Annotated in this window: 14 protein-coding genes and 1 pseudogene; 4 read left to right on the top strand and 11 right to left on the bottom strand. The window is 68.6% G+C overall.

Going from position 1 to position 17,852, the window contains the following annotated elements; genetic code table 11:
- Positions 1-21: 21 nt before the first annotated feature.
- Together IW252_RS07050 and IW252_RS07045 are read left to right on the top strand one after the other, a co-directional pair.
- A complete protein-coding gene (locus IW252_RS07050) occupies positions 22-792 on the top strand; it encodes a CPBP family intramembrane glutamic endopeptidase (RefSeq protein ID WP_196835916.1) in 771 nt (256 codons plus the stop codon).
- Positions 793-953: 161 nt separating this feature from the next.
- Positions 954-2,171: an NRAMP family divalent metal transporter gene (locus tag IW252_RS07045; protein WP_231365938.1), complete on the top strand. Its 1,218-nt coding sequence runs from the start codon at positions 954-956 to the stop codon at positions 2,169-2,171.
- Positions 2,172-2,260: 89 nt separating this feature from the next.
- On the opposite strand, the gene IW252_RS07040 is transcribed toward IW252_RS07045, so the two are convergent.
- From IW252_RS07040 to IW252_RS07000, 10 genes and pseudogenes are all read right to left on the bottom strand, one after another.
- Entirely contained in the window at positions 2,261-4,120 is a 1,860-nt protein-coding gene (locus IW252_RS07040) for a choice-of-anchor A family protein (RefSeq protein ID WP_196837159.1), read from the bottom strand.
- A 164-nt stretch (positions 4,121-4,284) separates the two neighbouring features.
- The gene (locus tag IW252_RS07035) at positions 4,285-5,682 is read right to left on the bottom strand and encodes a glycoside hydrolase family 3 protein (RefSeq protein ID WP_331271475.1); all 1,398 of its coding nucleotides are present in this window, start codon (positions 5,680-5,682) and stop codon (positions 4,285-4,287) included.
- A gap of 47 nt (positions 5,683-5,729) precedes the next feature.
- Entirely contained in the window at positions 5,730-6,569 is an 840-nt protein-coding gene (locus tag IW252_RS07030) for a carbohydrate ABC transporter permease (protein WP_196835914.1), read from the bottom strand.
- A gap of 2 nt (positions 6,570-6,571) precedes the next feature.
- Positions 6,572-7,546 (bottom strand): carbohydrate ABC transporter permease, encoded by a 975-nt coding sequence (locus IW252_RS07025; protein ID WP_196835913.1) that lies wholly within the window; start codon positions 7,544-7,546, stop codon positions 6,572-6,574.
- A 100-nt stretch (positions 7,547-7,646) separates the two neighbouring features.
- Complete coding sequence (locus IW252_RS07020; protein ID WP_196835912.1) at positions 7,647-9,008, bottom strand: extracellular solute-binding protein; 1,362 nt, start codon at positions 9,006-9,008, stop codon at positions 7,647-7,649.
- A gap of 83 nt (positions 9,009-9,091) precedes the next feature.
- Positions 9,092-10,237: an ROK family protein gene (locus tag IW252_RS07015; protein ID WP_196835911.1), complete on the bottom strand. Its 1,146-nt coding sequence runs from the start codon at positions 10,235-10,237 to the stop codon at positions 9,092-9,094.
- Between the two features lie 111 nt (positions 10,238-10,348).
- A complete protein-coding gene (locus tag IW252_RS07010) occupies positions 10,349-11,050 on the bottom strand; it encodes a GntR family transcriptional regulator (protein WP_196835910.1) in 702 nt (233 codons plus the stop codon).
- A 9-nt stretch (positions 11,051-11,059) separates the two neighbouring features.
- Positions 11,060-12,802 (bottom strand): acetyl/propionyl/methylcrotonyl-CoA carboxylase subunit alpha, encoded by a 1,743-nt coding sequence (locus IW252_RS13530; protein ID WP_231366319.1) that lies wholly within the window; start codon positions 12,800-12,802, stop codon positions 11,060-11,062.
- 153 nt (positions 12,803-12,955) lie between these two features.
- Positions 12,956-14,572, bottom strand: a pseudogene (locus IW252_RS13525) (5-oxoprolinase subunit B/C family protein); the annotation flags it as partial.
- Positions 14,572-15,330 carry a LamB/YcsF family protein gene (locus IW252_RS07000; RefSeq protein WP_196835908.1) on the bottom strand — a complete coding sequence of 253 codons (759 nt, stop codon included), beginning with the start codon at positions 15,328-15,330 and terminating at the stop codon, positions 14,572-14,574. The gene IW252_RS07000 and the pseudogene IW252_RS13525, both read right to left, overlap by 1 nt.
- A 173-nt stretch (positions 15,331-15,503) precedes the next feature.
- On the opposite strand from IW252_RS07000, the gene IW252_RS06995 reads away from it, so the two are divergent.
- Positions 15,504-16,841 (top strand): MATE family efflux transporter, encoded by a 1,338-nt coding sequence (locus IW252_RS06995; RefSeq protein ID WP_196835907.1) that lies wholly within the window; start codon positions 15,504-15,506, stop codon positions 16,839-16,841.
- 77 nt (positions 16,842-16,918) lie between these two features.
- A complete protein-coding gene (locus IW252_RS06990; RefSeq protein WP_331271474.1) occupies positions 16,919-17,227 on the top strand; it encodes a hypothetical protein in 309 nt (102 codons plus the stop codon).
- Positions 17,228-17,242: 15 nt separating this feature from the next.
- Here IW252_RS06990 and IW252_RS06985 read toward each other — a convergent pair whose 3' ends face one another.
- The gene (locus IW252_RS06985; protein WP_196835906.1) at positions 17,243-17,785 is read right to left on the bottom strand and encodes a CGNR zinc finger domain-containing protein; all 543 of its coding nucleotides are present in this window, start codon (positions 17,783-17,785) and stop codon (positions 17,243-17,245) included.
- Positions 17,786-17,852 lie beyond the last annotated feature (67 nt).

The raw sequence follows: 17,852 nt of genomic DNA, 5'->3' as shown, positions 1-17,852 counted from the left end.
TGGGCCGATAGGGTGACTTCTATGGATCAGCCCCCTCTGCCGCCCACGCCGTACCAGCTCCCGCCGAAGCGGAAACAGCCGGTGTATGAGGCCGGCGCGTTCCGCCGCGCCGACGGGGCCGTGCTGGTGTTGTATGTCCTGCTGATGGGACTGGGCTTGATGGGCTTGCTGGTGCTCGTGCCCGGGTATGTGGAGTTCTTTGGGACGGAGAGCCGGGCCCTGTTCTCCGTGAACCTGCTCTCCTACGTCCTGCTGTTCACGGCGGTCATGATCGTCGTCGCGCCCCACCTGTTTCGCACCTTCGGGACATTTTCCTACCACCCGTGGTTGAAGTTCGGGTTGATTCCCGGCCTCTGGTTCGCGTCCATCATGACGACCACCGGTCTGCTGGTCGCCTCGGGCGCGGACCCGACCAAGAGCGAGAATCAGCTGGCCATTGAATCCATGACCCAGGATGTGCCGTTCCTGACGATGTTCTTCACGGTAGCGATCATGGGGCCGCTAGTGGAGGAGTACATCTTCCGGCATCTGCTGATCGGCAAAATGAGCCGCAAGGTTCCGGTGTGGATCTGCGTGCTGATCTCCGTGGTGGCATTCGCTGCCCTGCACTTCATTGGCACCATGAGCTTCGATCTGGTGGCCGCGGTTCCGTACATCGTGCTCGGTGTGACCATGTCTCTGGCCTACGTGTTCACGGGCAAGTCCCTGGGGTATGTGTACGTGCTCCATGCGTTCAACAACGCCGTTTCCCTGTCGCTGGCGTACTCGTTGGGTCCGCTGCTGGAGATGTAGGCGCGGCGGGCCGGACGCCGCCTTGCGGGCGACATTGTTCAACAAATTATTGCGCCGATTGTTGAACAACCAGTAGAGTCCTCTCAATACCTGCGCCGTGACGCCCCTCACGTGAGGGCGAACACCGTGCCGACTCTCGCACCCGCACCGGAAGGTTTCCTATGTCCGCCGCCCCCGAGAAGCCCCAACTCAGCGCCTCGGCCCGCCGTACAGCGCTGCTAGGGGCCATGTTCCTGATGGCTACCAGCGCCATCGGGCCCGGCTTCATCACCCAAACCACCGTGTTTACGGTGCAGCTCGGCGCCGCCTTCGCCTTCGCGATCGTCGTCTCGATCCTGGTCGACATTGCCGTCCAGCTGAATGTCTGGCGCGTCATCGGCGTCTCCGGGATGCGCGCCCAAGAGCTGGGCAACAAGGTCCTGCCCGGCATCGGCTGGTTCCTCGCCGCGCTGGTCTTCATCGGCGGCATGGTCTTCAACATCGGCAATATCGCCGGCGCGAGCCTCGGCATGAACGCCATGCTGGGATGGGATCCACAGATCGGCGGCGCCATCTCCGCCGTCATCGCGATTCTGATCTTCGTGTCCAAGCGCGCCGGGATGGCGCTCGACCGCATCGTCGTGCTGCTCGGTGCCATGATGATTTTGCTGATGCTGTACGTGGCCATCGTCGCCGCACCCCCGGTCGGTGAGGCGCTGAAGAACACCGTGATGCCCGCCGAGGTCGATTTCCTCACCATCACCACGCTGATCGGCGGCACAGTCGGCGGCTACATCACCTACGCCGGCGCCCACCGGATGTTGGATTCCGGCACGTCCGGCGTCGAGCACGTCAAGGAAGTCACCCGCAGCTCGGTCCTCAGCATCATCGTCACCGGCGTCATGCGCGTGCTGCTCTTCCTGGCCATCTTCGGCGTCGTTGCCGGTGGCGTTGCGCTGACCAGCGACAACATGGCGGCCGAGGCCTTCGGCGCAGCCGCCGGCGAGATCGGCATGCGGCTCTTCGGCGTCATCCTCTGGGCGGCCGCGCTCACCTCCGTCATCGGCGCCGCCTACACGTCGGTCTCCTTCATCACGCGCACGACGACGGCAGTACGCACGCGCAATTGGCTCACCATCGGCTTCATCGCCGTGTGTTTGGCCGCCTTCCTGCTCCTCGGCCAGGCGCCGCAAACGCTGCTTATTTTTGCTGGCGCCTTCAACGGCCTCATCCTGCCGGTCGGCTTCGGCGTCCTTCTCTGGGTGGCGTGGCGCCGCCGCGACCTGCTGCAGGGCTACGCGTACCCCATGTGGCTGCTGGTACTGGGAGCGATCACGTGGCTCCTGACGCTCTTCCTCGGGTGGAACTCGCTCTCCGGCCTGGCCGCGCTCTGGGCCTAGCCGAGTCAAGAGCCGCCACAGCGCGGCACGCAACAGGGGAGGGGCCCGGCGGATGACCGCCGGGCCCCTCCCCTGTTATCGCTCGACCGCTAGGCCCGCTTGCGGCGGACGGCCAGCAGGACGCCACCGGCCAGCAGCAAGGCGAGGCCGAGGGCGATCATGGGTGCCTGCGTCACACCCGTCTTGGCTAGCTCGTCCGAATCCGACGAGCCGCCCGCCTGCCCGTCCTCATCAACCTGAGCATCCGGGGTGTCCGGATCCGTGGGCTCGACCGGGGTGGGCGTGGGATCCGGGGTCTCCGTCGGCAGCGCCTCGTCGGTGCAGTCGGGGTTCTCGAGGGTGATTTCGAGGGTGGCGGTGCCGTCGTTGTTCAGGGTCCAGCCGTCGGCCTCGGTGAGGGTGGTGTTTTCATCGCTGGTGGCGGTGATGGTGACGGTGTTGCCGGCTTCGACGGTGCCGGTGATGGTGTAGGTGATGCCCTCGGTGGTGGGGAGGGTGATGGTGGGTTCGGTGGCTTCGCCGTCGATGCACTGGGCTTGGGTGACGTCGGGGGTCACGGGTGCGACCTCGGTGGTGGGCTCGGTGCAGTCGGGGTTCTCGAGGGTGATTTCGAGGGTGGCGGTGCCGTCGTTGTTCAGGGTCCAGCCGTCGGCCTCGGTGAGGGTGGTGTTTTCATCGCTGGTGGCGGTGATGGTGACGGTGTTGCCGGCTTCGACGGTGCCGGTGATGGTGTAGGTGATGCCCTCGGTGGTGGGGAGGGTGATGGTGGGTTCGGTGGCTTCGCCGTCGATGCACTGGGCTTGGGTGACGTCGGGGGTCACGGGTGCGACCTCGGTGGTCACCACCGGGGACGTCGGCGGCTCATTGCACGTCGAGTCCGGGTTGCCGATGAACGGGAAGTTGTGGAATTCAGAACCGGCGCGGTTCTGGATCAAATCGCCGGCCACCCATACGCGACCGTTGGTGCCCGCAGCCGTCATGCTGGTAGTGGAGCCCGCCGTCGGAACGACGACGCTACCCGGCAACTGCGCGCCGCCGAGTTCAACGTCCGTGGCGTTGGGGAACACCCACAGGATCTGCGAAGCCAACTGGCCAAAACGGGCCGAAGTTGGGTCGATCGCCTGCATTGTGGAATCGAAGAGTCCCTGAATGCTCAGGGTCGCGGCAGCATCTTCGACGGTGATGATGATCGGCTCGGTCGGGTCAATGTTCTCGCCGACCTGCAGCGAGAAGCCGTTCAAGTCTGCGGCATCTACGGTGAACGTGTGGCGGGCCGCGGACGCATCTCCGTTGAGGCTGAGCGTGCCGAACTCGCTGGTGGCGGTGCCGGCTACGTTGTCGACGTGATTGACGTTCTGGTCGATGAACGAGGTCAACACGGCGAAGTCGTTGCTCGGCCAATCGGCGAAGCTCGGCTCGCCGAGTGCCGCCTCCCGGCCCAGGCCCTCGTCGATGGAGCTTCCCGCGCCCGGCACGGCGATGGTCCCGGCGCCGGTGACCGCGCCGCCGACGGCGACGTGGGACTCGAGCAGGGTGTCCTGCTCGTCGATCAGAGAGACCTCAACGGTGCCCGGCCCCGGGAAGGACAGGTCCCCGCCGATGCGCAACACATCGGAGCCGGCCGTGGGCATCATGCCCGAGCCGACGCCGACGCGGCCCATCGAGTACGCGCCGCTGCCCAGGTCGGCATCGCCGTCGACCACCAGCTGGCCCTCGAGCTCGGCGCCCTCGATGCGGCTGAAGTTTCCGCCAGCGTAGACGCTGACGTTGTTGTCCTTCGGTAGCGGCGTGACGGTGCCGTTGGAGGCCACGGTCCCCAGGCCGCTGCTGGGCATGCACTGCTCGATGTCATACGTCGGCGCGGCGTAGCTGGGGGTGGCGAGGGCGGCGAGTGAGCCCATGGCGAGGACGGCGGTCAGGGCGCCGCCGAGCGTTTTTCTGATCTGCATGTGTTCCTTCAGGGTGAAAAGGGCATGCCAAAGGCGGCCCGGAGGCCTCTGGCACAAATTTGGTCTATTCTATGAATTTTCTGCACGCCAGCCAACAGCGGGCACCCGAAATGCGGCGCGAGGCGGCGCAACAACGGGCCGGATCAGCCCTGTGACTAGATGGTTTAGCGAGTCAAAAAATCTACGAGCGCAGCAGCGACGGCACGCGAGGCGCCGAACGTCACCAGATCGACTTTCATGCGTGGCCAACCACAATCGACGACGATGACCTCCCGGCCGGACCGCCGCAAGTCTGCGGCGGCTTTCCAGATGCCGTGATGCTCATCGATGCCGCGCCCGATGAGCGCGAGCTTGGAATCCGCGGAGATGTTGCCGATGTCCGTGTGGGCCTGCACCGCCGCGGGACCCCACGGCACGTGGCCCACCGCAAGGTTGGTGGCGGAGTCAAACGTGACGAACTCTGCGGCCTGCGGCAATTCGATCCAGCGACGGGCCGATGCGGAGACGTCAAACGCCGCAGCGATGGCCGGACCCGGGGCCTCAGTCGCCTCTGGCCAGTTGGCGGACGGGCTGTAGGCAGCGGCGAGCTCAGCGGTGCGGCGCGCGGCGTCCTGGAGGCGTTCGAGGCTCAAGTGCCCGTCCCGCACGCTACGGACAATGGCCTCCACAATCCCTGCGTAACGCTCCTGCGTGGTTTCGGAGCCGAGGCAGAGCAAGTCCGCCCCCGCCGCGAGGGCACGGACTGCGGCCACCTCGATGCCGGTCTCCGCGCTGGCGCCAGCCATGTCGAGCGCATCGGTAATGATGGCCCCCTCAAACCCCATCTCGGCCCGCAGCAGGTCGTGGAGGATGGCGCGGGAAAACGTGGCCGGGTGCTCCGAATCCACCGAGGGGACCATGATGTGGCTGGTCATGATGCTGGCGATGCCGCCGTCAATGGCGGCGGCGAACGGCACCAGCTCCCGGGTAGTCAGCGTCTGCCGGTCCACGTCAATGGTGGGCAGAGTGTGGTGCGAGTCCGTGCTGGTGTCTCCGTGCCCGGGGAAGTGTTTGGCGCAGGCCGCCACCCCGGCATCCTGCAGCCCCGCGACCCAGCTCACCGTGTGACGGGCTACAAGCTCGGCGTCCGCGCCAAAGCTCCGGACCCCAATGACGGGGTTGGTATCCGTGGAGTTCACGTCCGCGTCCGGGGCGAGGTTGAGGTTGAACCCGAGCTCCCGCAGCTCGGCGGCGATGGCCGCCGCGGAGCTGGCGGTCGTGGCGGGATCGTTCAACCGCCCCAGCACAGCGTTTCCGGGCTGGTTAGACCCCGTGAGGTAGTGCAGGCGCGTGACGTCTCCACCCTCCTCATCGAGCGTGAACAAGGCCTGTGGCGCGGCCGCGCGCAGCGCGCCCATGAGCTCGGTGACCTGCGCCGGGGAGGCGATGTTGGGCCCATAGATGCAGACGGAGGCCAAGCCCTCGTCGAGCGCAGACAGGACCCATGCGGGCGCCGTCGTCCCCTGAAATCCGGGCATGAGGGTGCCGGCGGCCAACCGGTACAGGGAGTCAGTGTTCGTCACGTGGGGTTCCCGTTCCGTGGTGGTGTTCGTGTGAGTCGTCGAGGCCATTAGCCCTTCACCGCCCCGCTGACCAGGCCGCTGGACATCTTCGACTGGACGATCATGAAGAAGATGATCACCGGCACGGCCACCATCATGGAGGCGGCCATGACCATGCCCCAGTCGGTCTCACGCGTCGCGGAGGCCTGCACGAACCCGCGCAGCCACAGCGGCAAAGTCTTCATCTGGTCCTCGGTCATGATGACCAGCGCCACCGTGAACTCGTTCCAGGCCTGCAGGAACGCGTACACGCCGGAGGCCACAAACCCCGGTGCCAGCAGCGGCAGGGTGATGCGCATGAAAGCCTGGGTGCGGGAGAGCCCGTCCACCATGCCCGCCTCCTCCAGCTCCGCGGGCACGCCGGCGACGAATCCGCGCAGCATCCAGATGGTGAAGGGCACGACGGCGGCGATGTAGAGCACGCTGAGCCCGAGGACGTTATTGAGCAGGCCCACCGAGCTCATCATCTTGTACTGGGCAATAAACATGCCTTCGGCCGGGAGCATCTGGATGAGCAGCATCGCCAGGATGAAGGAGCGGCGGCCCTTGAACTTGAATCGGGAGATGGCCAGCGCGCTGAGGAACGCCACGATCAGGCAGACGACGACGGTGGTCAGCGTGACGGTCAGGGAGATCCCGAGCGCCTGGAGGAACGTGCCATCCGCGAAGACGGCCTTGAAGTTATCCAGCGAGCCGCCGAAAGGTAGGAACGTGGGGGTGGTGGACTGCAGCACCGTGTTGGGGAGGAAGGACGAGTTGAACATCCAGTACACGGGGAAGGCCCAGGCCAGAGCGATGACGATCGCCACGGCGGTCCACAGGGGGCGGGAGAGCGAGGAGAGGCGCATGGTTAGTTCTCTTCCTTCATCAGCGAGCGGACGTAGTACCAGCTGATCGCCACCGTGATGACGAGCATGAGGACCGAGACGGCGCTGGCCGTGCCGAAGTCTCCGGCCCCGACGCCCATTTGGTAGATGTAGGTGCCCAGCAGGTTGGTCTCGTTGGCCACGCCGCCTGCGTCTTGGAGGAGCTTGATCTGGGTGAAGACCCGAAGATCCCAGATGATCTGCAGCAGCATCACGATGGACAGCACGGGCGCCACGAGCGGCATGATGATGTAGCGGATGCGTTGGAAGCCTGCGGCGCCGTCCATCTCAGCGGCCTCCATGACCTCATCCGAAATCTGGGACAGGCCGGCGTAGATGCTCAGGGCCACGAACGGCACGGACATCCAGACGACGATGATCAACGCGATGGCGAAGAACGTGACGGGCTCGGCCAGCCAATTGTGCCCCTCGGCGTCGAACCCGACGCGCGTGAGCAGCCAGTTCAGGACGCCGCGGCGCCAGTCCACCAGCCAGACCCAGACGGTCATCGCGGCGACGATCGGCATGGACCAGGCCAGCAGCATGGAGATCTGCAGGATGAGGCGGGCGACGGTGCCGACCTGCTTCATCAGCACGGCCAGCAGGAAGCCGATCACCACGGTCAGGCTGGCGGCCAAGAAGCAGAAGAGCAGGGAGCGGCCGAGGACCACCCAGAAGTTGGTGTCCGTCAGCAGGGCCGCGTAGTTAGCGAAGCCCACAAATTCCGGCGGGGCACCGAACTGCTGGGTCAGCCCGAACTTCTGCATGCTGGTGACCAGCTGCCACCCGATGGGGTAGCCCAGCGCGGCGATGAGGATGAGCAGCGTCGGCAGAATCAGCAGCGCGGGAACGCGGGAACGACGCCGCCGTGGCTCGCGTGCCGGTGCGCTCTCCGGGGCTTCGCCGGGCGGATCCTGGCGAACTGCGTGCCCCTCGGGGGCCGGAGCATGAATGGACATGGAACGGACTGGCCTTTCATCAGCAGAGACGGGGTCCCCGTCGGGGGAGAGCCATGAGCGGCTGGGGCGGTTTCCCGCCCCAGCCGCGGCGGCGTGCTACTTAGTCGATGTTGAGCATCGGGTCGATCTTCGCGTCGTACTCCTCGGCCAGGGCCGTGAGGTCATCGGCGTCGCGGATCTTTCCGAAGAACTCCTCGAGGATCATCGAGGACTCCACGGCCGCCCAGCCTGGAGCGGCGGGGGTCAGCTTGGAGTTCGAGGCGGAAGCGACGGCGGCCTGAGCGAACTGATCGTCACCGAGCGAATCGTTGTAGTCCGAGTTGGCCGGTCCGAGGCCGTTCTCGCCGAGCATCGTCTGGTACTCCTCGGAGAAGATGATGCGCAGCAGCTCGCGGGAGAGCTCCTGATTCTGGGAGGCGGCCGAGATGCCGATGTTGGAACCGCCGGCCAGCACGGGGGCCGGATCGCCGTCGGTGCCCGGAAGCACGAAGGCGGAGAACTTCTCATCGTTCCACTCGCGCACGCTCTCGCCGTCCTGCTCCACGAGGTCGCCGATGGACCAGTGGGCCCAGCCCGGGGCCATGATGGTGGCCGCGGCCAGCGAGGTGTCGCCCGTCGCGTTGCCCTCCTCGTCCAGGATCTGGTCCGTGTCATTGATGTAGAGCCAGGGGGTGGCGTCCTTGGCGTCGGACGGAGCCTTGGAGGCGTTCTGGTACAGGTCCTGCAGCTGCTCCAAGCCCTTCACCGTGTTCGGGTCGGACAGCGTGGAGACCCAGGTGTCGCCCTCCTTCTTGGCCAAGTCGCCGCCGTTGGCGAAGATCCAGGAAATGCCGTTGCGCCAGTCCTGGCCGCCGAGGAAGAACCCGGAGAAGTTGTTGATGTCGCGGGGGTTTTCCGACGTGATCGTCTTGACGGCGTCGTTGAACTCTTCGAGCGTCGTCGGCGTCTCGACGCCAGCCTCCTCCCACACGTCGGTGCGCTGGAACATGTAGCGGGAACCGGCGTAGTAGGGGAGCGTGAAGTTGGCGCCGTCGACCGCGCCGGCTTCCACGAAGGACGGGATCAGCTTGGATCCGCCGAGCTCCTCGTACATGTCCGAGATATCGGAGAAGGCGCCGATGTTGGTGAAGGTCGGCGACTGGGTGTTCCCCATTTCGACGACGTCCGGGGTGTTGTTCTCGTCCGGCAGTGCCGTGGTCATTTTGGTGACCAGGTCCCCCCAGCCCTGTTCCTCGATCTTCAGGGTGGCGCCCGTCTTCTCGGTGAACGTGTCCTGCAGGTAGGTGCGCAACTCATCGGGGGTGTCGCCGCCGGCGAGCCAGAGCGTGATGCTCTTGTCAGCGTTGGCGGCCGGGTCCATCGACTCCGAGGAGTCGGTGGAGGCGGGTGAGCTGCCGCCGCAAGCGGTCAGGACGAGGGCGGCGGTGGCGGTGACCGCCGCCAACCCGAGGTGCTTCTTCATGGCAGATCCTTTCGGAGCGTGATGGTTGGTGGTGCGTTGTTGTTGGTTGGTGGGCCGGCCGGTGCCGGGCGGGGCGGGGGCCATTAGGAGACCCCGAGTTGGTTCCACAGGACCATGACGGCGGTGCCGCGCAGGACGACGTCCTGGGGCTCCTTGGCGAGCCGGATGGTCAGCTGGGGTGGACGTTGGGGCAGCATGCGCGCGGTGAGGGTGCGTTCGACGCTGGCGCGGAGCACGCCGTCGAGCAGGTGGGTGGGCCCGCTCAACACGACCTCGGCGAGGTCCAACGCCCCGGCGATGGGGGCGAGGGCGACGGCAAGGCGCTCGCCGGCCGTTTCGAGGACGGCGTTGGCGGCGGCTTGGGGCTCGGCCGCGTCGGCGGCGGCCGTCAATCCGCGCTCGAGGGAGGGGACGGAGAGCCAGGTTTCGAGGCATCCGGTTTTACCGCACGTGCAGTCGAGGCCGCCGTCGGTCCCGACGACGACGTGCCCGATCTCGCCGGCGGCGGAGTGCACCCCGCGCGCCCGCTGACCATTGACCATGAGTCCCGAGCCGACGCCGCGGCCGACCTTGACGAGGATCATGTCATCGGCTCCGGCCCCGAAGGTGTACTCGGCCAACACGGCCGCATCGGCGTCGTTGGCGACGAGGGCCGGCAAGCCGGATTCGCTCTCCAGCAGGTCGCGCAGCGGCACGTCGGTCCACGCGAGGTTGGGTGCGGTGAGGACCCGGCCGTCGGCGTCGACCACGCCGGGGCTACCGGCCCCGATGCCCAGCAGCGGGGCCGTGGCCGCGGCGATGGTGTCCCGCACCAGGGCGAGGACCAGCTGGGTGACGTCCTCGCCGCGCTCGTTGGACAGGACGGTTTCGGTGCGGTGCAGGATGTTGCCGTCGAGGTCCAGAACGGCGCCGCGCAGGACGGAGTTTTCCGCGAGGTCGAGGCCGATGATTTGCAGGCCGCGACGGTTGACGTCAACGAGGGTGGCCGGCTTGCCGGGGCGGACCTTGTCCGATTGTCCGAGTTCGACGACGTGATTGCGGCCGAGGAGTTCGGAGACGAGGTCGGAGACGGTCACGCGGGTCAGCCCCAAGACGCGGGACAGATCCGCGCGGCTCATGGCGCCCTCCGAGTAGAGGGTCTGCAGTACGACGGAGAGGTTGTGGGCCCGGCCGTGGGACGGCAGGGTCACCGAGTTGGTGGCCCGGAAGGGGCCCCGTGAAGCATCCATGAACGTTAGTACACTATACTAACAATCAAACTACAAGGCTTTTCCCAGACTTTTTTCAACTCGTGATCTGGGGCGCCGCGGCGGGTCCGCGGCGCCGCCCGCGCAGGGTGCCTAGTCCGCCTGCGCGACGGCCGCGGCATCGGCCGCGAGGTGGGCCAAGAGTTCGGCCTCCGCCTGATCGAGGTAGCCGCGCAGCAGCTCGGCGGCCTCCGGCCGGCGATCCCCCCGCAGCAGCTCAACGAGCTGGGCGTTGGCCTCCACATAGTGCGAATGGAAATCCGGGGCCTGCGCCATAGCGTGGAACACGAGGCGCATCTGGGCCAGCACCTGACGCATGAGGCGCTGCACTTGCGTGCTTTCCGTGCCGCGAATGAGCTGCTCGTGAAACTGCTGGTTGGCCTGCGCCATGGCGTCCACATCCGCCGCGGCCCGTGCGGCTTGGGCCGCCGCCACAATCTCCTCGAGAGCGGGAACGTCAATCGCCGTGCCCCAGAGCACCGCGGCCGGTTCCAACAGCCGCCGCACCCGGTAGATCTCACGGACCTGCTCGGCGCCGGGGGAGGTGACAAAGACGCCCCGATTAGGCACGCGGGTGACGATCAGTTCCGCCGCGAGGATAGTGAAGGCTTCCCGGAGTGTATTGCGGGACACCCCCAGCGCGTCGGCCAACTGCTGCTCGGACAACTTGGTGCCCGGACGCAGTTGACCATCGGCGATCGAGGACCGCAGCGCGGCCGCCGCCCACGGGCCCGAGTGCGCGTGCGGGGCGACGTGATCCGGGAACGTGAAGCGCGGTGCGGTAGAGGTTGGCATAGAACCAACCTATCCCGCGATCCGGCCGAGCTCCTGCCCGCGGCTGAGCTGATCCCCCGGGTGCAGGTCGGCCCGCGTGAAGACGCCGTCGCACGGCGCGGACACCGGCGATTCCGTTTTCATCGCCTCCACAACGGCCACCGCGTCTCCGGCAGAGACTGTCGCGCCGTCGTCGACCGACCACTTCACGAAGCCACCATTGACCGGCGAGGTCACCACGTTCGCCTCAGCGGCGCCGTCGTCCTCCCCGGAGTCGGCGGTGGCGACGGCGCCACTGCCGGCGCGCAACGCGGCGAGCAGGTCCGCCGGCACGCCGACTTGGTGGGCGCGGCCGTCGATTTCCACGGTGATGGATTCGCGCTCGCCGGAGCGGGCGGGCAAGGCCACATCGTCCGAGGGGGCCAGGGCGGCGGAGAACTCGTCCTCAATCCACGTGGTGTACACGCCGAACTCCTCCGTGCCGGCGAAGGCCTCCTCCTGCACCACCGCGCGGTGGAACGGCAGCACCGTCGCCACGCCCTCGATCCGGAAGTCCGCCAGCGCCTGGCGTGCCCGGCGCAGCGCTTGCTGACGGGTGGCCCCGGAAACGATCAGCTTGGCCATCATGGAGTCATACACGTCCGGCACCGTGGATCCGGAGCGCACGCCCGTGTCCACGCGAACCCCCGCGCCGGTGGGGGCCTCGAAGCGGGTCACGTCGCCCGGGGTGGGCAGGAAGCCGCGCGCCGGATCCTCGGCGTTGATGCGGAACTCGAAGGCGTGGCCCCGCGGGGCCGGATCCTCGGTGAGGCTCAGCGGCTCGCCGGCGGCAATGCGCAGCTGCTCGGCCACCAGATCCACGCCCGTGGTCTCTTCCGTGATGGGGTGCTCCACCTGCAAGCGGGTGTTGACCTCGAGGAAGGAAATCAATCCGTCCGGGGCCACCATGAACTCCACGGTCCCGGCGCCGACGTAGCCGGCCGAGCGGCAGATCTGCCGGGCGGCGTCGTGAATCCGGGCGCGCTGGTCCGCGGTGAGGAACGGCGCGGGCGCCTCCTCCACCAGCTTCTGGTTCCGGCGCTGCAGCGAGCAGTCGCGGGTGCCGACCACGACGACGTTGCCGTGGGTGTCCGCCAGCACCTGGGCCTCCACGTGGCGCGGCGTGTCGAGGAACCGCTCCACAAAGCACTCGCCGCGGCCAAAGGCCCCCTCCGCCTCGCGCACCGCGGCGGCAAAGGCGTCCTCGACCTCGCCGAGTTGGCGGGCGATGCGCATGCCGCGCCCGCCGCCGCCGTGGGCCGCCTTGATGATCACCGGTAGGCCGTGCTCCTCGGCGAAGGCGCGGGCCGCCTCCGCCGAATCCACGGGGCCATCGCTGCCGGGGACCAGCGGGGCGCCGGCGGCGACGGCGATCTCCCGGGCCTTGATCTTGTCCCCTAGGTCACGGATGGTCTGCGGGGCCGGGCCCACCCACGCGAGGCCGGCGGCGATGACGGCCTCGGCAAACTCCGCGTTCTCGGAGAGGAATCCGTAGCCGGGGTGCACGGCGTCCGCGCCGGACTCGCGGGCGACGGCGAGGATCTTCTCCTGATCGAGGTAGGTTTCCGCGCTGGTGCGTCCGCCGAGCGGGTAGGCCTCGTCCGCGGCGCGCACGTGGAGCGCGTCCGCATCCGGGTCCGAGTACACAGCCACGGACGCGAGGGACGCGTCCGCGCAAGCGCGGGCGATGCGCACCGCAATCTCTCCGCGGTTGGCGATGAGGACCTTGCGCAGCGGCTGCGGCTGGTGCGTCGGTGTGGGTGCAGGGCTCATGCGATGACCTCCGGCGGGTTCGGGGTGGGCGGCCGCGGCGTGGGGCGTGGCGGCCGGTGCGGCGGTGGTGTGGGTCGGGGAGTCGGCCGCGTGGGGCACGACGGCGAAGCGGACCGTGGCGCCCGGCGGTAGTTGGGCCGCCAGGGGCAGGTCTTGGGGCACTACGGTGGCGATCACGGGATATCCGCCGGTGACGGGGTGGTCCGCGACGAAGAGCACGGGCAGGCCGGAGGGCGGGACCTGCAGGGCCCCGGCCACCATGCCTTCGCTTGCGAGCTCGCCCTCGCGGCTGCGGCGCAGCGGGCGTGGTGCGTGCTGCTCTGCATCCGCATCGGGCAGCTCTAAGCGGATCCCGACCCGGTTCGAGTCCTGGCCAATGCGCCAGGCGTGGGCGGTGAGGGCCGCCAGCCCGTCGTCAAACCAGTCGTCGCGGGGGCCGGGGTGGACGCGCACAACGGTGGCGCCGTCGTCGTCCCGTGCCGCGTCCGGAGCGGGAGCCTCCGGCCAGACCGGGCCGAGTCCGCCGCGCAGGCGGCGCCCCAGCCGCGTGCCGGCGGCCAGCGGTGCGGGCCCCAGCCCGGAGAGCGTGTCCGTGGCGCGGCTGCCGAGGGTGGGCTCCGCGTCGATGCCGCCGCGCAGCCCTAGGTAGGCGCGTAGTCCCTCGCCGGCGGGGGAGAGCGCCAGCGTCTCCCCATCGAGCAAAGCGAACGGGCGGCCGGTGGCGACGGTGCGCTCGCGGCGGCGCTCGTCCTGTGGCGCCGGCGTGATGACGCCGTGGGCCTCGGCCCCCGCGAGGGCCAAGACCTGGTCCCCCTCGGCGCGGACGGTAGCGGTGGCCAGCAGGATCTCCACCACGGCCTCGCCGGTTGGGTTGCCGACGAGGCGATTGGCCAGCTGCGCCGACACGGCATCCGCGGCGCCGGAGGAGGGCACGCCGAGGTTTGACTGGCCCGGCCGGCCCCCGTCTTGGAGGAGCGACTGTAGGCCGGCGTCGAGGACCGTCAGGCCGCTGGTCGCGGGGTTCTCCTTGCCGCCGTCGGCCTGTTCGGCCTTGTGGGGCTGTTCGGCCTGCTCGGCGGGAACGGAACGCTCGGTCGCGGTGACGCGCTCGCGCACGGCCGTGAATCGGACCGTATCCAGCGGGGCGATCAGGGCCGGGGACTCGCGGTTCAGGTCCCACAGCGCGGCGTCGGTGCGACCGATCAGTTGCCACCCGCCGGGGCTCGTCCGGGGGTAGACGGCGGAGAACTCGCCGGCCAAGGCCACGGACCCGGCGGGCACGGCGGTGCGGGGAGACTCCCGCCGGGGCACGTTCAGGCGCGCGTCGCCGCCGGCCAAGTACGTGAAGCCCGGGGCAAACCCACCGAAGGCGCCCGTCCACACGGACCCCGTGTGCGCGTTGACCACCCCGTCCTCCGAGAGCCCGGTGAGCCGGGCCACGTCGGCGAGGTCGGCGGCGTCGTACACCACCTCGATCTCCACCGTGCGGCCGGTCTCCGGCGCGGCGTCCAGCCCGGCCACGTCAAACCCGGCGGCACAGAGCTCGGCCGCGGCATCGGCGTCCCGCGCCGAGGCGCAGCGCAGCAGGATGGTGCGGGCCGCGGGCACGGCCTCGACGACGCCGGGCAGCGGGTGGGCCTGCAGGTGCGCGGCGAGGGCGAGGACCTGGTCGAGGTCCGTCAGCTCCAGTAAGAGCGCGGTCGGCCCAAACCGGCGGAGGCTGGGAAACATCACGCGAAGCTCCGGATGTTCACGCCCGCTTCCTCGAGCCCGCGGCGCACGGCGGCGGCCATGGCGACCGCGCCGGGGGTGTCCGAGTGGACGCAGATGCTCTCGGCGTCTGTGCGGATCACGGTGCCGTCGATCGCCGTGATGGTGCCCTCCGTGGCCAGGCGGACCATGTTGGCGGTGACCGCCTCCGGATCGTGGATGACGGCCTCCGGCTCCCGCCGCGACACCAGCGTGCCCTCGGGGGTGTAATTCCGGTCCGCGAAGGCCTCCGTGACCGTGCGCAGCCCGGCGGCCGCGGCACGGGCGTGCACGGCCGAGCCGGGCAGCCCGAGGATGGGCAGGTCGCCGCCGAGGGCGCGGACGGCGTCAACGACGGCCTGCGCGTGCGGCTCGTGGGTCACGATGGTGTTGTATAGCGCGCCGTGCGGCTTAACGTAGTGGATGCGCTTGCCGGCGGCCGCCGCCATCGCCTGCAGGGCGCCGAGCTGGTAGAGGATGTCGTCCGCGAGTTCGGTCGGGGTGCAGTCAAGGAATCGGCGGCCGAACCCGGCCAGGTCCCGGTACGCGACGTGCGCGCCGATAGTGACGCCGGCGGCCGCGGCGGAGCGGGCGGTCTGGGCCATCGTGGAGGGGTCTCCGGCGTGGAAGCCGCAGGCCACGTTGGCGCTGGAGACGGACTCGAAAATCGCGGCGTCGTCCCCCATGGACCAGTTGCCGAACGATTCTCCGACGTCCGAATTCAGGTCGATGACCGGCATAAAGTGACCTCCGTCTCGTGGCGTGTTTCCCTTCAGGATGCCCTATTGACGAATATTGTTCAACAATTTTGCGCTCCGGGTCGGTGGCGTCGGGATAAGGTGGCCCTGTCTGCGCGGCCAGGTGGGCTGTTAGCCAGTGCGGACCATCGAGTGTCGGAACAGGTGGTGGGTGAATGGTAGTGCGGCAGCGCGAGCCGGCAGCTGACCACCGCATCGGCCGGTCCATCCTGACGCTGGCCGTCCCCGCGCTGGGCGCCCTCATCGCCGAGCCGCTGTTCCTCGCGGCGGATACGGCCATCATCGGTCACCTGGGCGTCGCCGAACTCGCCGGCATCGGACTCGGCACCACGATCGTGACCACGGGCGTGGGCCTGCTGATCTTCCTCGCGTACTCCACCACGCCCGCCGTCGCCCGGCACCTGGGTGCGGGGCGCCTCGGTGAGGCGCTGGCTGCCGGGCGCGACGGCGTCGCCCTCGCCCTGGTGCTCGGCCTCGTCCTGGCCGTGGCCGGCTGGTTCGCCGCCCCGGGCCTCGTGGCCGCGATGGGCGGCACGGCGGAGGTTGCCGCGTTCGGAACCGACTACGTGCGCTTCTCGATGCCGGGGCTGCCCGCCATGCTGCTGGTCCTCGCCGCCACGGGCGTGCTGCGCGGGCTGCAGGACACGAAGACGCCGCTGTATGTGGCGGCCGGCGGCTTTGGCGCCAACATCGCGCTGAATTACGTTCTGGTCTACGGGGCCGGTCTCTCCGTGGCCGGTAGCGCGATCGGCACCTCCATCGTGCAGTGGATCATGGCCCTGATCTATCTGGTGCTGTTGGTTCCGCGGGCCCGGGCCGCCGGCGTGCCGCTCGCGCCGAGCCCGCGCGGCGTCGTCGCCATGGCCCAGGTGGGATCGTGGCTCATGCTGCGGACCCTCAGCCTGCGCGCGGCCATCCTCGCCACGGTCTGGGTGGCGACCAGTCAGGGCGCGGTCACGCTGGCCGCGCACCAGTTGGTGTTCACGCTCTTCACGTTCCTCGCCTTCGCGCTCGATGCGCTGGCGATCGCCGCGCAGGCGTTGATCGGCAAGGAACTGGGCGCCTCCCGCGCCGACCGGGCCCACCAGCTGACCCGCACCATGACCCGCTGGGGCCTGGGTTTCGGGGTCATCACCGGCGCTGCGCTGGCCGTCTGCGCCCCTTGGCTGCCGCGGCTGTTCACGTCCGACGACGCCGTGGCGGCCGCCGCGAGCATCGGCCTGTGGGTGCTCGCGGCCTCCCAGCCGGTGTGCGGGCTGGTGTTTGTGCTCGACGGCGTGCTGATCGGCGCCGGCGACGCCCGCTACCTCGCGCTCGCCGGGCTCGTCGCGTTGGTGCTCTACGCGCCCCTGTTGGCGGTCGCGGGGTGGGCCGAGCTGCCGGGCGCGTCGATTCTTCCGCTCTGGCTGGCCTTCGGCGTCGGCTACTTATGCGCCCGGGCGGCCACGCTGGTGTTCCGTGTGCGCAACGACGCATGGATGCGGCTCGGCTGAGCCCGCCGGCGTGTACCGGCGTTCTTCTACGGCCGGTAGACTAGATGCGGCCAGAACCCAGCGCAGGAGGCAACCCCGTGGCGAACCAGCCCAAGAAGTCGTGGCAGCAGAGCATCAAGGCGCCGTTGATCTTTTCGTTGATCATGGGCGTTATTGCGGGTGCTGTGGCGACGATCTCTGCCACCGGCGGGAGCGACAACGAACTGCGCATTGATCTGGGCCTGACCTTCTTCGGCATCGCCTTCATTGGCTCCCTGTTGCTGACCTCGCTGCTCATCATGGCGTCCAAGGACAACCCGTCGGACTTGGGACAGGGATCCGGCGTCAACCGCTCCTCGAAGAACCCGGATTCGCAGCGGGATCGGCGGGGCGGCCACGGCCTCTAGGCGCTTGGCGACCGCCTAGCGCGCGGACTGGCGCTGGCGGTAGGCGCGCACGTGGGACCGGTTAGCGCAGTTGCCCGTGTCGCAGAACCGCTTGGAGCGGTTCCGGGAGGTATCGACCAGCACGGCGTGGCAATCCTCGGCCGCGCACACCCGGAGGCGGTCCAATTCGCCCGCGCGGATGACGTCCATCACCGCGAGCGCGATCTCCGCCGCCATGCGATCGACGAGCGGGGCGTTCTCCGGCGTCGCGTGGAGGTGATAGTCCCAGCCGTCGTGCTTGACCAGCTGCGGCAGCGCCCGGACATTACGCAGGGTCTGATTGACCAACTCCACCGCTTCATCTTCGGCCGAGTCCCAGAAGGCTCTAAACGTGCTGCGTAGGTGGCGCACCTGACGCAGCTCGCCCTCCGTCCCCGCGCGGAATCCGGAGTACTGCTCCTGATCGAGGAACTGCTCGAGGTCCGCGATAGTGGTGAGCTGGTCCACTGGCGCCTGACCGGTATTCAGCAGGTTCACGGCGGAGCGTAAGGCCACCAGGGTGTCAGGGGCAAACTGCATGTTGCTCGTGTCATTCCTTGTTATGGAGGGTCTCAAGTGCTTTCCCTCAGTCTATGTCACCGCGTAT

Origin of the sequence: Zhihengliuella flava, from assembly GCF_015751895.1 — a bacterium.
GTDB lineage: Bacteria > Actinomycetota > Actinomycetes > Actinomycetales > Micrococcaceae > Zhihengliuella > Zhihengliuella flava.
The sequence above is the reverse complement of the archived record's forward strand: the minus strand, read 5'-3'. Positions and strand labels throughout refer to the sequence as shown.

Coding starts and splice junctions, on each gene's coding strand:
- IW252_RS07050 (WP_196835916.1), top strand. CDS start 22: ATGGATCAGCCCCCTCTGCCGCCCACGCCGTACCAGCTCCCGCCGAAG.
- IW252_RS07045 (WP_231365938.1), top strand. CDS start 954: ATGTCCGCCGCCCCCGAGAAGCCCCAACTCAGCGCCTCGGCCCGCCGT.
- IW252_RS07040 (WP_196837159.1), bottom strand. CDS start 4,120: ATGCAGATCAGAAAAACGCTCGGCGGCGCCCTGACCGCCGTCCTCGCC.
- IW252_RS07030 (WP_196835914.1), bottom strand. CDS start 6,569: ATGCGCCTCTCCTCGCTCTCCCGCCCCCTGTGGACCGCCGTGGCGATC.
- IW252_RS07025 (WP_196835913.1), bottom strand. CDS start 7,546: ATGTCCATTCATGCTCCGGCCCCCGAGGGGCACGCAGTTCGCCAGGAT.
- IW252_RS07020 (WP_196835912.1), bottom strand. CDS start 9,008: ATGAAGAAGCACCTCGGGTTGGCGGCGGTCACCGCCACCGCCGCCCTC.
- IW252_RS07015 (WP_196835911.1), bottom strand. CDS start 10,237: ATGGATGCTTCACGGGGCCCCTTCCGGGCCACCAACTCGGTGACCCTG.
- IW252_RS07010 (WP_196835910.1), bottom strand. CDS start 11,050: ATGCCAACCTCTACCGCACCGCGCTTCACGTTCCCGGATCACGTCGCC.
- IW252_RS07000 (WP_196835908.1), bottom strand. CDS start 15,330: ATGCCGGTCATCGACCTGAATTCGGACGTCGGAGAATCGTTCGGCAAC.
- IW252_RS06995 (WP_196835907.1), top strand. CDS start 15,504: ATGGTAGTGCGGCAGCGCGAGCCGGCAGCTGACCACCGCATCGGCCGG.
- IW252_RS06985 (WP_196835906.1), bottom strand. CDS start 17,785: ATGCAGTTTGCCCCTGACACCCTGGTGGCCTTACGCTCCGCCGTGAAC.